Annotated in this window: 9 protein-coding genes; 6 read left to right on the top strand and 3 right to left on the bottom strand. The window is 66.8% G+C overall.

The window, feature by feature from the left end:
* The first annotated feature begins 77 nt into the window (after positions 1 to 77).
* Positions 78 to 1,967 carry a putative bifunctional diguanylate cyclase/phosphodiesterase gene (locus P5W99_RS17980; protein ID WP_434664086.1) on the top strand — a complete coding sequence of 630 codons (1,890 nt, stop codon included), beginning with the start codon at positions 78 to 80 and terminating at the stop codon, positions 1,965 to 1,967.
* Positions 1,968 to 1,985: 18 nt separating this feature from the next.
* On the opposite strand, the gene P5W99_RS17975 is transcribed toward P5W99_RS17980, so the two are convergent.
* The gene (locus tag P5W99_RS17975; protein WP_434664083.1) at positions 1,986 to 2,873 is read right to left on the bottom strand and encodes a LysR family transcriptional regulator; all 888 of its coding nucleotides are present in this window, start codon (positions 2,871 to 2,873) and stop codon (positions 1,986 to 1,988) included.
* 150 nt (positions 2,874 to 3,023) lie between these two features.
* On the opposite strand from P5W99_RS17975, the gene P5W99_RS17970 reads away from it, so the two are divergent.
* From P5W99_RS17970 to P5W99_RS17960, 3 genes are all read left to right on the top strand, one after another.
* Entirely contained in the window at positions 3,024 to 4,787 is a 1,764-nt protein-coding gene (locus P5W99_RS17970; RefSeq protein WP_421026533.1) for an acyl-CoA dehydrogenase family protein, read from the top strand.
* Between the two features lie 10 nt (positions 4,788 to 4,797).
* Positions 4,798 to 6,018: a CaiB/BaiF CoA transferase family protein gene (locus P5W99_RS17965; protein ID WP_421026532.1), complete on the top strand. Its 1,221-nt coding sequence runs from the start codon at positions 4,798 to 4,800 to the stop codon at positions 6,016 to 6,018.
* Between the two features lie 189 nt (positions 6,019 to 6,207).
* Entirely contained in the window at positions 6,208 to 7,515 is a 1,308-nt protein-coding gene (locus tag P5W99_RS17960) for an MFS transporter (RefSeq protein ID WP_421026531.1), read from the top strand.
* An 18-nt stretch (positions 7,516 to 7,533) separates the two neighbouring features.
* On the opposite strand, the gene P5W99_RS17955 is transcribed toward P5W99_RS17960, so the two are convergent.
* Together P5W99_RS17955 and P5W99_RS17950 are read right to left on the bottom strand one after the other, a co-directional pair.
* Complete coding sequence (locus P5W99_RS17955; RefSeq protein ID WP_421026530.1) at positions 7,534 to 9,636, bottom strand: EAL domain-containing protein; 2,103 nt, start codon at positions 9,634 to 9,636, stop codon at positions 7,534 to 7,536.
* Between the two features lie 198 nt (positions 9,637 to 9,834).
* The gene (locus P5W99_RS17950; RefSeq protein ID WP_421026529.1) at positions 9,835 to 10,791 is read right to left on the bottom strand and encodes an AraC family transcriptional regulator; all 957 of its coding nucleotides are present in this window, start codon (positions 10,789 to 10,791) and stop codon (positions 9,835 to 9,837) included.
* Positions 10,792 to 11,055: 264 nt separating this feature from the next.
* On the opposite strand from P5W99_RS17950, the gene P5W99_RS17945 reads away from it, so the two are divergent.
* Complete coding sequence (locus P5W99_RS17945) at positions 11,056 to 12,108, top strand: NAD(P)-dependent alcohol dehydrogenase (protein WP_421026528.1); 1,053 nt, start codon at positions 11,056 to 11,058, stop codon at positions 12,106 to 12,108.
* Between the two features lie 281 nt (positions 12,109 to 12,389).
* Positions 12,390 to 13,346: a LysR family transcriptional regulator gene (locus tag P5W99_RS17940; protein ID WP_421026527.1), complete on the top strand. Its 957-nt coding sequence runs from the start codon at positions 12,390 to 12,392 to the stop codon at positions 13,344 to 13,346.
* Positions 13,347 to 13,481: the final 135 nt, after the last annotated feature.

Raw genomic sequence — 13,481 nt, 5'->3', positions numbered from 1 at the left:
TTTTTGATCACCTGCGCGCGATCACCCGATCTGGTCTACTCTTTCGTTAAATCATATGAACCCATTCAGGAGACCGCGTGCTCACGTCCGCCCAGGGCGATAACGCCTGGACTATTGGCCTTGTGCAGCGCATTTACGTGCTCAGGACCCTGGGCTACGCAATGGGCACGCTACCCGTCCTGTTCCTGCTGCGCCTGCAGCAGGCGCCCGCCTGGGTCCTTGCCGTGGTGCTGGCCGTCTGCCTGCTCTGGCCGCATTTCGCTCACCGGCTCGTGGGCCCCGTTATCGCCGATGCACCGCGCAAAGAGCGACGGAACATGCTCATCGATTCGGTGTTCGGCGGCTGGCTCGTCGCCGCCGTGCATTTCGAGCCGGTTGCGACGATCGTCACCCTGTTGATGTTCTCGCTCGACAATATGGCGATCGGCGGGTGGACGCTGTTCGCCGCCGGGACGCTCGCCAGCGCGGCGGGGCTTGCAGCCGGCGTGGCGATTTTTGGCATCGCCCTTGATCCCTTCAATGGGCAGATCGCGCCGGCCTGGCTGCCCATCATCTTCATTTATCCGCTCCTCTTCGCCAAAACGACGCATGACGTCTCGGTCAAGCTGCTCGATCGCTCGCGCCGCATGCGCGAGCTGAGCGAATGCGACAGCCTGACCGGGCTCCTGAATCGCGCGGCGATCAGCGCAAGACTGCAGACGCTGCTCGCCGCCCAGGGCCGCGACGGCGCTGCGGTTCATGTGGTGTTCGTCGATCTCGATGCCTTCAAGACCGTCAACGATGCGCTCGGGCACAGCGTCGGCGACCAACTGCTCGTGGAGGTTGCCGCGCGTCTGCGCGCGTGCGCCCGGCCTGGCGACATCGTCGGCCGCTACGGCGGCGACGAGTTCATCATCGTGGCGCCCGGCGCGCGGGGCGACGCGGCGCGCTTCGATCTGCCCGATGCCGTGCTCGCGGCGATGGCCCAGCCCGTGCTCGTCGACGGGCATGAACTCGTGGTGAGTGCGAGCGTGGGCGTCAGCGTGTTTCCGACCGATGCGGGCGATGCCCAGACGCTGATCCCCTGCGCCGACATGGCGATGTACGCGGCCAAGAATCGCGGCCGCAATTGCTGGGAACGCTATCGGCCCGACATGCGCGCGGACGCCGATGCGAAGCTGATTCTTTCGGCGCGCCTCAGAAAGGCGATCGAAGCCGGCGCGCTGCGGCTCCATTACCAGCCGCAGGTGGACATGCGCAGCGGCCGCGTAGTGGGCGTGGAAGCGCTCGTGCGGTGGTACGACGAGATTTACGGCGAGATCGCCCCGGCGGACTTCGTGCCGATTGCGGAAAAGTCGGGATTCGTAGCCAGACTCGGCGAATGGGTGCTGCACGAGGCATGCCGCCAATCCGCCGTCTGGCGGCGCATGGGCATTGCGCCGGGGCGCATCTCGATCAATCTGTCGCCGCTGCAGCTGCAGCGCGCGAATATCGTCGAAACGTTTCAGGCCAGCTTGCGCGACACGGGCATCGATCCAGCCGGGCTCGAACTCGAGGTCACCGAGACCGCGCTGATCCAGCAGCCCGAGATTGTCGTGCGCCGCCTTCATGAGTTGCGCCGCGTCGGCATCAGCGTGGCGATCGACGATTTCGGCATGGGCTACTCGAGCCTGAGCCAGTTGCGCGCGCTGCCGGTCGATCGCATCAAGATCGACCGGGCGTTCGTGCACAGGATCGATGAAAACGACACTGCTGCGATCGTGAAAGCGATCGTCACGCTGGCGAAGGCGCTCGAACTATCGGTGATTGCGGAAGGCGTCGAGACGCTCGCGCAGCAGGAGTTCCTGCTGGCGCTCGGCTGCGTGGAAGCGCAAGGCTACCGTTTCAGCAAGCCGCTCGACGCGAAGCGCATCACCCAGCTGCTCGCCGATGGCGGCCCGCTGCCGCCGCCGTCGCACGCGACGCGCGACGATCAGGTGAGCGCGTAAGGCCCCCCCCATCACGGGCTAGCTGCCCGGCTCCTGCACTGCCAGATACCCCGCGAAACCTTGCACGATGGCGTCGGTCTCGCCCGTGCGCACCAGCCGGAGCACCTGCGACTCATAAGGATTGCTTGCCAATGGCCGAAACACCGCGCGCTCGCCGCCCATGTTGCCGAGCGCCGCGGGCACGAGCGCGATGCCCATGCCGAACTCCACCATCGTTACCACGGTCTGCCACAGGCGCGCCTCGTGACGGATCTGCGGACTGAAGCCCGCATCCACGCAAGTCGCGATGATCTGATCGTGATAATGCGGCGACACCGAGCGCGGAAACAGAATGAACGGCTCGCGCGCGAGCGTGGCGAGTTCGATGCGCCTGCGCCGCGCGAACCGGTGCCCCGCCGGCAGACAGCACAGAAATGGCTCGGAAAACAGCGGCTCGGATTGCACCTCAGCGGGAAAGCGCCCCCAGTGCGCGAAGCCCAGATCGATCTGCAAACGCTGCAGCGCATGGACCTGCTCGATGGTGTTCATCTCGCGCATCACAACCTCCACGGCGGGGTGATCCGCTTCGAAGCGCCGGACCGCTTCGGGCAGCCCGCGATACAGCATCGAGTTGACGAAGCCGATGCGCAGCCGCCCCGCGAGCCCATGCGCCGAGCGCGCCGCGATGCGCCGCACTTCGTCGGCCTGTTCGAGCAGCCGCCGCGCCTCTTCGAGCAGCACGTAGCCCGCGTTCGTGAGCGCGACGGCCTTGTTGGTGCGCTCCAGCAGTTGCACGCCCAGCTGCTCTTCGAACTTGCGGATATCGAAGCTCAGCGCGGGCTGCGAGATGAAGAGCCGCCGCGCCGCGCGGCCGAAATGCAGCTCCTCGGCCACGGCCACGAAATAGCGCAATTGCTTGAGTTCCATTTCGGTGTCTCCGGGTGCCTTTATCGATAGATGCTGCTTATCGTACAGGACATCGTTTGTATTGGACGGTTATCGTTGCGCTGCCTAAGCTTGCTTTCCATTACGGCGCAGTGCGCGCGCCGATCCGAACAAACCCCTGGAGACACCCTGATGAGCGATCTTCCCGCCGTCGCCGCGCAGGCCGACGGCTCGACCAATATTCCCGACAGCCGCGGCATCAACTTCTTCACGAGCGACCCCGCTCTGGCCCCGCTGCTGCGCAGCTATCTCGGCGATGCGGCCTACGCGGCCATCGAGCCCCAGCTCGTCGCGCTCGGCCAGCGCGCCTCCGACGAACTCGATGCGCTGGCGCTCGTCGCCGACCGCAATCCGCCCACGCTGAAGCCGCGCACGCGCCGCGGCGAGCCCATCCAGAGCATCGAGAAGCACCCCGATTACGTCGCGCTCGAACGCGTCGCGTACGCCGAGCTGGGCCTCGCGGCAATGAGCCATCGCGAGAACCCGCCCGCGCCGCTCGTCAAATACGCGCTCACCTATTTGTTCGTGCAGGCCGAGTTCGGCCTGTGCTGCCCGGTGAGCATGACCGACTCGCTCACGCGCACGCTGCGCCGTTTCGGCTCGCCCGAGCTCATCGCGCGCTATCTGCCGATGCTCGCTTCGCAGGACTTCGACACGCTCTATCAGGGCGCGATGTTCATGACCGAGCAGGCCGCGGGCTCGGACGTCGCGCGCATCGCCACGCGCGCCACGAAGGAGCGCGGCGCGAGTGGCGCAGACATCTGGCACCTGCACGGCGACAAGTGGTTCTGCTCGAACGCCGACGCCGATCTCGCGATGGTGCTCGCGCGCCCCGACGATGCGCCTGCGGGCATCAAGGGCCTCGCGCTGTTTCTGCTGCCGAAGACGCTGCCCGACGGCACGCGCAACCGCTATCGCATCGTGCGCCTGAAGGACAAGCTCGGCAGCCGCTCGATGGCGAGCGGCGAGATCGTGCTCGAAGGCGCGCAGGCGTATCTGATCGGCGAAGTGGGCCGCGGCTTTCATCAGATGGCGGACATGATCAACATGTCCCGCCTGTCGAACGGCGTGCGCGCGGCGGGCCTCATGCGCCGCGCGCTCACCGAGGCGCTGCACGTGGCGCGCCATCGCGAAGCGTTCGGCCGCAAGCTGATCGAGATGCCGCTGATGCAGCGCCAGCTGCTCAAGATGATGCTGCCCGCCGAGCAGGCCCGCACGATGTTCATGCAGATCGCCACGCTGCTCGCGCGCGCCGACCATGGCGACGAGCTCGCCGCGAAGTGCGTGCGCATCCTCACGCCGCTCGTCAAGTTCCGCGCGTGCCGCGACGCGCGCCGCGTGACCGGCGACGCCATGGAAGTGCGCGGCGGCGTGGGTTATATCGAGGAATGGAGCGACCCGCGCCTCGTGCGCGACGCGCATCTGGGTTCGATCTGGGAAGGCACGAGCAACATCGTCGCGCTCGACGTGGCGCGCGCGGCCAAACGCGAAGGCGCGCTCGATGCGCTCGCGCGCTACGTGCGCGCACAGCTTGCGGAAAGCGGTCTGCCGGAAGCGAGCGCGGCGCTCCTGCGCGCCGCCTTCGAACGCGCGGGCACGGCGCTCGAGAGCGTGGCCGAGTGCGGCCGCGACGAATCGGTGCGCCAGGCCGCGAGCGCGCTCTATCATGCCGCCACGGCCGCCTTCATGGCTTGCGAAGCCGCGCAGGTTTCTTCGCGCTGCGCGCATGACTACCGGCGTCTCGCGCTCGCGCACCTGATCGTGCGCCACAAGCTGCTGCCGCGCGACCCGCTCGCGCTCGACGAACGCGACGCCAGCGCCGCGCAACTGCGCGCGCTCGTCGACGAACTCCCGCTACCGCTCGCCGATGCGATGCAGTTGCTGCCCGCACAGTGAGGTCCGCGCGATGAACATTCATCAGATATCCGAAACATCTGCGCGGGGAAAGGTCAATGGCGCACTGCATGGACTGCGCGTAATCGACCTGAGCCGCGTGCTGGGCGGCCCGTACTGCACGCAGGCGCTGGCCGATCATGGCGCCGAGGTCATCAAGCTCGAGCCGCCCGACGGCGACGAAACGCGCGGCTGGGGCCCGCCCTTTCTCGACGACACCGCCTGGTACTACATGGGCGTGAACCGCAACAAGCAGGGCATCGCCGTGGACCTGTCTCGCGACGAAGGCCGCGCGATTCTCTGGCAGTTGCTCGAAGGCGCCGACGTCCTCGTCGAGAACTTCAAGCCCGGCACGCTCGCGCGCTGGGGCATGGATTACGAACGCGATCTCAAGCCGCGCTTTGCGCGCCTGATCCATTGCGCGATCTCCGGCTTTGGCCCGGACGGCCCGCTCGGCGGCCTGCCCGGCTATGACGCCGTAATCCAGGCGATGGCCGGCCTCATGAGCGTGAACGGCGAAAGCGACGGGCCCGCGCTGCGCATCGGCCTGCCCATCGTCGACATGGTGACGGGCCTGAACGCGCTCGCCGGCATCCTGCTCGCGCTCGCGGAGCGCGAAAAAAGCGGCCAGGGCCAATCGGTCGACATCGCGCTCTATGACTGCGGCGTCGCGCTGCTGCATCCGCATCTGCCGAACTTCTTCGGCAACGGACGCACGCCGCAGAGGAGCGGCAACGCGCATCCGAACATCGCGCCCTACGACAGCTACGCGACCGCCACCGCGCCCATCTTCCTCGCAGTGGGCAACGACCGCCAGTTCGCGAAGCTTTGCGCGCATCTCGACCTCCCCGATCTCGCCGACGACCCGCGCTTCGCCGACAACCGCAGCCGCTGCGCGCACCGGCCCGAATTGAAGGCGGCCCTCGAAGCGCGGCTCGCGCAGCACGCATGCGAGCCGCTCGCGCGCGACCTGATCTCGGCCGGCGTGCCGTGCGGCCCCGTGCAGACCGTCGACGCCGTGGCCGCCCATCCGCACACGCAGCATCGCCGCATGCTGGTGGAGATGGAGGGCTATCGCGGCACCGGCGCGCCGGTCAAGCTCTCGCGCACACCGGCCACCTATCGCACGCCGCCGCCCGCGCTTGGCGGCGACACGCGCGCGGTGCTGGACGCGCTCGGCATTGATGCCGCCACCCAGCAGAAGCTGTTCGATGCGGGTGTGGTGAAAGGATGAGGAATCCGTAGCAACCCGAAGACAAACTCGCGAAACATCCGCGGACAGAAGACCGGCCCCAGCCGGCTCGACCGACCAATGCGTTGCATGAGACCCGAGCAAGCGCTCTGCACGGGCCCGGAGTAAGTGCAGAAGCACTAACTCCGGCCGACAGCTAAAGCGCCAACTCTGGTCGACACAGGAGACAACATGACGAGCATCCCCACGCGCCAACCCGCGCGCGCTTCACTGGCCGCTTTCGTCGGCACGACGATCGAGTGGTACGACTTCTACATTTACGCCACCGCAGCGGCGCTCATTTTCGGCAAGCTGTTCTTCCCGTCGACCGAGCCCTTCTACAGCACGCTCGCTTCGTTCGGCACCTTCGCCGTGGGCTTTTTCGCGCGGCCGCTCGGCGGGCTCGTGTTCGGCCATCTTGGAGATCGCATCGGCCGCAAGAAGGCGCTCGTGGCCACGCTCTCGATCATGGGGCTCGGCACCGTGGGCATCGGCTTCCTGCCGACCTACGCCAGCGCGGGCGCGCTCGCGCCGGCCCTGCTGGTCGCGCTGCGCATCGCGCAGGGCATCGCGATCGGCGGCGAATGGGGCGGCGCGGTGCTGATGGCGGGCGAGCATGCGCCCAAGGAAAAACGCACGTTCCTCGCCTCGTTCGCGCAATTGGGCAGTCCAGCGGGCCTGATTCTCGCGCTGCTCGCGTTTCGCAGCGTCGCGCATCTGGACAAGGCTGCGCTTTTTTCGTGGGGCTGGCGTTTGCCGTTCATCGCGAGCGCGGTGCTGCTCGTGGTGGGCCTGCTGATCCGCTCGGGCGTGGGCGAATCGCCCGAGTTCGAAGCGCTCAAGACCCAGCGCCGCACCGCCGCGCTGCCCATCCTCGACGTGCTGCGCGACAGCTGGCGAACCGTGCTGCTGTGCCTGGGCGCCAACGTGATCGGCGTGGCGGGGGCGTGGTTCGTCAACACCTTCATGCTCAACTACACGACGCAGACGCTCGGCCTCGACCGCGCGCTGATTCTCGACTGTCTGTTCGTCGTGGCGTTCATCCAGTTCTTCACCCAGCTCGCCTCGGGCTGGTTCGCGCAGCGCGTAGGCGCGGGCCGCTTTCTCAAGCTCGCTGCCGGGCTCGCGATGCTCTCGCCTTATCCGATGTTCGTGCTGGTCTCCACGGGCAAGCCGGCCGCCATCGTGATCGGCATTGCCATTGCGGTGATGTGCATGGCGAGCTCGTATGCGGTGATGGCAGGCTTCATGACGAACGCCTTCCCGGTGCGCGTGCGCTATTCGGCTATTTCGATCTCCTACCAATGCTGCGCGGCGCTCGCGGGTGGTCTCACGCCGCTCGTGGGCACGCTGCTCGCCCACGACTTTCCCGGCCAATGGTGGCCGCTGGCGCTCTTCTATAGCGCGCTTGCGGCGATCTCGCTCGTGTGCATCGCGGCGCTGCAGCGCAGACAGCCCGCGGCCGCGCAAGCGAGCGCCACCATCGCGTTGACCGAGTGAAGCATAGGCGCCGCTCGCTCAGTGTGTGTGCGAGGGCGCCGGTTCAGTGGGCGGGGTTGCGTGCGCCGTCGCGGCGATCGCGCTCTTGAGGCGATCGAGCGCGGTGCGCCATGCATCGCTTTCGCGGCCGCCGTCCAGCAGGGCGCGCAGCAAATCGAGCTGAAGCGCGTCGCGTGCCTCACTCGCTGGAAGCACGTCGCCGAGACCCAGGAGTTCTTCGGCCAGCGGCGTGGGCGGGACAAACCCGGAGGCTCTCAAGCGATCGCGCACCGCGCCGGGCGCGCCCGCAATCAGCAGCACACGGTCCTCCCACACCACGAAGCGCGCAAGCCGGGCCAGCACGCTGTCGCCCGCCGTTGCGGCAGGCTTGTCGCGCGCGCCACACGCATCACACGCTCCATGCGCATTCGCGCCTTCGATCCAGCCAGGCAATTGCGCGGCCGGCATGGGCCGCGCGATCACGTAGCCCTGTGCGCCATCCACGCCGAGTATCGCGAGCGCGGCCAGCAGATCCGCCGAATCGACGCCTTCCGCGAGCACGAGCTTGCCCAGCGCGTGGCCCAGACGCGTGACCTGATACACCACGCGCAGCGCGTCGAGCGCCGCGTCGCCATCGATCTGGGCGATCTCGCGGTCGATCTTGATCCAGTCGAACGGCAGTTCGCGCAGCCGCGCGAGCCCGCTATGCCCCGAGCCCAGATCGTCCTGCGCGAGCAGCACGCCCAGCGTGCGAAACTTCGCGAGAATCGAGCGCCGCCCGTCGTCCAGCGTGAATGATTCGGTCTCCAGAACTTCGAGCGTGAGCCGCGCGCTCGGGCAAGCGTGGCCCTGAAGCGCCTCGCGGGTTGCCTCGAAGTAGCGGATGTCGTTGAGCGCGGCCGGCGGCAGGTTGATCGATATATCCAGGTCGTGCCCCGCCGCGAGCCACTGGCGGCGGTCGGCGAGCGCCTGATGCAGTCCGCGCGCGAACAGTTCGAGCAGATCGTCGGAGGCCAGCGAAAACAGAAATTCGTCGGGGGTGAGCAGCCGTTCGCCGTCGCGCAGGCGTGCCAGCGCCTCCACCTTGCCGCAACGGTCCGTTGCGAGATTCAGCAGCGGCTGGTAGTGCATCTCCAGCGCGCCGGTGCGCACGAGCGCGGCCCAATGCTGGCGCACGCTCACCGGCACGGCGGCGCCGTGCATGCCCTCGTGGGTCTGCAAACGCGTGACCGCGCAGCCGAGCAGCGTCTGCAATAACTCGACGAAAGCCACCTGGTCCGGGCCGACGAAACCGCCGGGCCAGGCGCTGAAGAGCATCAGGATCGCGATCGGCGGCTGGCCGGCTGTGGCAAGCGGCAGCGCGACGGCAGAGCGCAAGCCCTCGCGCGCCGTCATCTCGCGCCAGGGCGCGACGAGCGGATCGGTCTGATAGTTCACCACGCGCTCGGCTTTGCCACTGCGCCACGCGCGCCCCACCGCGCCCTGGCCGCACGCGTGGTCGGCGCGCACGCTGATATCGAGCCCCTGCGACGCCAGCGACGCGAGCAAGCCGCCGCCGTCCGGGCCGCTGCCGCCCGCGCCGGCCTCGAAGTGGAAGATGCCGTCCCGGTCGGGACGGCCGATCGCGCACGCGGCCACCTCGTCGTGGGCTGCAAGCGCGCCGATCACCTGGTCGATGAAATGCGTATAGCTGCCCGCCGCCCAGACGATGCGGGTGATGCGCTGAAGCACCTCCTGCTGCGAATCCTCCACCGCCTGATAGGCCTTGAGCTGCCAGGCGGTGTCCGAGGTGAGGCGGCGCGCGTAGAGCGAAAGCGCCTGGCTGCTCACGCTGCGCCCGATCTGCTTGTAGACGAGTTCTTGAAGGATGCCCCGGCTGCGCACGAGTTCTTCCTTGCCGAGCCCGACGATCGCGTGAATGCGCCCGATGCGCATCGCCATGGCGGCGTGCTCCTGCGCGTTCAGGTTCGGCTGGGCGAGCGCGCGGAGGTTCTGCACCTGCCGCTCCTTGAGATCCGCAAGCTCCTGCGCCGACAGCATTTCGAGGATGCGCCGGGACTTGGGCAAGCGCGCCAGTTCCTCATAGAAGTGGTTCACCACGAGGTCGGCAGTGGCTTGCAATGCCTCGATCAATGTTTGCATGTATGACGTGTCAGGGCGCCGGGGCGGAAAAAGTCGACCGGCCGCGCACCGCGCGCAAGGCGGCGAGCGAAGCCTCATCGCTCAACGAGCAATGATACGGCATGCATGAATGCGCGAAGGGCCGCCACAGTGGAGATTGTCCTCGGGACGTGGGCCAGCGCACATACAGATTGATCGGCCGGCACAGCACTCACTCACTCACACCGCAGCGCCGGCGTAGCGCGCCGCCGCTTCCACGCGCGGCGCGGCGGCTTCGGCAACGTTGCGTGCGCGGCGCATGTCGTCGGCGGGACTGCAGCCGAACAGGCGCTTGAACTCGCGGCTGAACTGCGAGGCGCTTTCGTAGCCCACGCGCGTGGCCGCCGCGCTCACACTCATGCCGTCGTGCGTGATCAACAGCCGCGCCTGATGCAGCCGCGTGGTCTTCACGTACTGCATCGGCGAGGTCGAGGTAACGGCTTTGAAGTGCGCATGAAAAACCGCGAGGCTCATGCCCGCCTCGGCGGCCAGCGTCTCCACGTCGAGGTCGCCGCGATAATCGACGTGGATGCGGCGCAGCGCCTTCGCGATGCGGCCGAAATGATGCTGATGCGTGAGCGCCGCGCGGATCGCGTCGCCCTGCTCGCCGGTCAGCACGCGATAGCAGATCTCGCGCACGATCGACGTGCCGAGAATGCGCGCGTCACTCGGCTGCGCGAGCGCTTCGACAAGACGCAGCACGGCATTCGAAAGCGTCGCGTCGAGCGGCGTCGCGTAGATGCCCACCGGCTCCGCCACGGCGCTGCCGCGGGTGTCGTTGAGCGCCATCAGCAGCTCGGCCACCATGGTCAGATCGACGCGAATCGAAATCGCAAGAATCGGCTTCTCGGGCGTGGCCTCGGTCTCGCACTCGAATGGCAGCGGCACCGAGAGCACGAGGTATTGCTGCGCATCGTAGATGAACACCTGGTCGCCAAGAAAGCCGCGCTTGCGGCCCTGGCACACGATCACGATGCTCGGCTCGTACATCACCGGCCTGCGCGGATGGCTCTCGCTGCCGCGCAACAGGCGCACGCAGTCGATCGCAGTGGGATGCACGCCGTCGCGCTGCGTGAGTTGCAGTAGCAGCTCGACGATGCGGCTTTGCGTGACGTCGTCGGTTTGTGGACTTTTCATGACAGTAGCGCTCCTGAATTCATCGATAGAAGCGGAGAAACAGGCTTGCCAATCTATCACCGAACGCACGCTCGTGCTGCGCACCAGGAGAATCAGGCAAGTCTTCGATAGCTTCAGGTATTCCCTGGGTAGAGCGCGATCCTTAGCATGGGAACCCTGCCGCAACACCCATTGATCCAGCGCTTCCTCACGCGCTGCGAACCGGTATTTGCGTCCGCACGGCTTGCTAATTCAGCAAGTCAGTTCAGCCTCAGGAGCCAGCCTATGTACGCCACTTACGGATATGCCGCCCGCGATGCCGCCTCGCCGCTCGCCCCGTTCGAATTCCAGCGCCGCGACCTGCGCGAACTCGACGTGCGCATCGACGTGCAGTTCTGCGGCGTGTGCCACTCGGACCTCCACCAGGCCCGCAACGAATGGCGCAACACGCTTTACCCGGTCGTGCCGGGCCACGAGATCGTCGGCCGCGTGACGGAAGTGGGCAAGGGCGTCACGCGCTTCAAGGTGGGCGAGCTCGTGGGCGTCGGCTGCCTGGTCGACTCGTGCCGCACCTGCGCGAGCTGCGCCGAAGGCCTCGAACAGTATTGCGAGAACGGTTTCGTGGGCACCTATAACGGCATCGACCGCGTGAGCGGCGAGCTCACTTACGGCGGCTATTCCACGCAACTCGTGGTCGACGAAGCCTTCGTGCTGCGCGTACCCGAGAACCTCGACCCGGCGGGCGCGGCGCCGCTCCTGTGCGCGGGCATCACCACGTATTCGCCGCTGCGCACATGGGGCGCGGGCCCGGGCAAGAAAGTCGGCATCGTGGGGCTCGGCGGTCTCGGTCACATGGGCGTGAAGCTCGCGCACGCGATGGGCGCGCAGGTGGTGCTGTTCACCACCTCGCCCTCGAAGATCGAAGACGGCAAACGACTCGGCGCGGACGAAGTCGTGATTTCGAAAGACCCGGAGCAGATGCGAGCGCACGCCAACAGCTTCGATCTGATCGTCAACACGGTGGCCGCGCAGCACGACCTGAACCCGTTCATCGAGCTGCTCAAGCGCGACGGCACGCTGACTCTCGTGGGCGCGCCCGAGCACGATCACCCGTCGCCACAGGTGTTCAACCTGATCTTCAAGCGCCGCCGTCTGGCGGGCTCGCTGATCGGCGGCATCGCGCAAACGCAGGAAATGCTGGATTTTTGCGGACAGCATGGCATTACGTCCGATATCGAAATGATCAAGATGCAGGACATCAATCACGCTTACGAGCGCATGCTCAAGAGCGATGTGAAGTACCGCTTCGTGATCGACATCGATTCGCTGCGCCAGTAAGTGACCTCTTACGCCTGACACAACGCCTGTTCCCGCCGGGCCGTCCGTTCCTGACGGCCCACCCAGCTCCCTTCGTGCCGTTGCACCGAGGCCTGCTTTTCCCAGCCTCGCGTAGTCGAGCGGCGCCGCCTCGCGCGAGGCGCGCCGCCCTGAAACCGCTATAGCCGCTTTGCGCTGCTTCGTGCCGTGGCGCGGATTTCGTTCCAGCCGTTTGAGTTCGTTGCCTGGCGTGTTTTTGCCGGTTTTTTTCCCGCTTATTCCCGTTAACCAGGAGCTCGCCCGTGATCGACCGCATTCAGGCGATGCGCACCTTCGTTCGCATCGTCGATACCAACAGCTTCACCAAAGCCGCCCAATCGCTCGACATGCCGCGCGCCAGCGCGACCACGCTGATGCAGAGCCTCGAAGCGCTGCTCGGCACGCAATTGCTCGTGCGCACGACGCGCCGTCTTTCGCTCACGCCCGAAGGCGCGGCGTACTACGAGCGCGCCGCGCAGATCCTCGCCGACATCGACGATGCCGAAGCCAGCGTGCGCCAGTCGCCCGGCGCGATCGGCGGCCGCCTGCGCGTGGAGATGCCGGGCCTGATCGCCAACGCGATCGTGCTGCCCGCGCTCGACGACTTTCACGCGCGCTATCCGCAAATCGATCTCGTGATCGGCGTGAGCCTGCGCAATGTCGACCTCGTCGGCGAAGGCGTGGATTGCAGCATCCAGCTCGGCGAATTGCCCGATTCGGGGCTCGCGGCGCGCCGCCTCGGCGTGCTCGAGCACGTGACCTGCGCGAGTCCCGCGTATCTCGCGCGCCACGGCGCGCCGCAGTCGCTCGATGACCTCGCGCGGCACCCCGTGGTGAATTTTCTATCGCCGTTCACGGGCCGCCCGTTCGAGTTCGATTTCGAAGTGGACGGCAGCGCGACCAAGGTAAAGGTGGACGGCTTCGTGCACGTCTCCGACGAGTTCGCCTACCTCACCTGCGGGCTGCAGGGCTACGGGCTGATCCAGCCGCCGCTGCTCGCGGCGCAGCCGTATCTCGACAGCGGCGCGCTCGTCGAAGTGCTGCCGCAATGGAAGCCGCTGCCCACGCCGGTCTCGGTGGCGTTCGTGAAGTCACGCCAGATCTCGCCGCGCGTGCGCATCTTCGTCGACTGGCTCGCCGCGCTGTTCGAGGACGCCGGCACGATCAATCGCGATCTGTCCCGCGTGCGGCAGTTGCTGGAGGGACTGCAGCCGGCTTGAGGGCGCTGCAGGTCGAACTGGCGTGCACCGGGAACACTCGTTGCAAGGGATATCGACTCATCACCGGATGTTGACGATTACGGACTTGCGTAATTGTAAAATTATGCATTTAGAATATTCTGCGCACCGGCGTTC

Source organism: Paraburkholderia sp. A3BS-1L (assembly GCF_051125215.1).
Classification (GTDB): domain Bacteria; phylum Pseudomonadota; class Gammaproteobacteria; order Burkholderiales; family Burkholderiaceae; genus Paraburkholderia.
The sequence above is the reverse complement of the archived record's forward strand: the minus strand, read 5'-3'. Positions and strand labels throughout refer to the sequence as shown.

What these genes read in the sequence shown, in the direction of transcription:
- P5W99_RS17975 (WP_434664083.1), bottom strand. Translation starts at nt 2,873, where the DNA reads ATGGAACTCAAGCAATTGCGCTATTTCGTGGCCGTGGCCGAGGAGCTG.
- P5W99_RS17970 (WP_421026533.1), top strand. Translation starts at nt 3,024, where the DNA reads ATGAGCGATCTTCCCGCCGTCGCCGCGCAGGCCGACGGCTCGACCAAT.
- P5W99_RS17965 (WP_421026532.1), top strand. Translation starts at nt 4,798, where the DNA reads ATGAACATTCATCAGATATCCGAAACATCTGCGCGGGGAAAGGTCAAT.
- P5W99_RS17960 (WP_421026531.1), top strand. Translation starts at nt 6,208, where the DNA reads ATGACGAGCATCCCCACGCGCCAACCCGCGCGCGCTTCACTGGCCGCT.
- P5W99_RS17955 (WP_421026530.1), bottom strand. Translation starts at nt 9,636, where the DNA reads ATGCAAACATTGATCGAGGCATTGCAAGCCACTGCCGACCTCGTGGTG.
- P5W99_RS17950 (WP_421026529.1), bottom strand. Translation starts at nt 10,791, where the DNA reads ATGAAAAGTCCACAAACCGACGACGTCACGCAAAGCCGCATCGTCGAG.
- P5W99_RS17945 (WP_421026528.1), top strand. Translation starts at nt 11,056, where the DNA reads ATGTACGCCACTTACGGATATGCCGCCCGCGATGCCGCCTCGCCGCTC.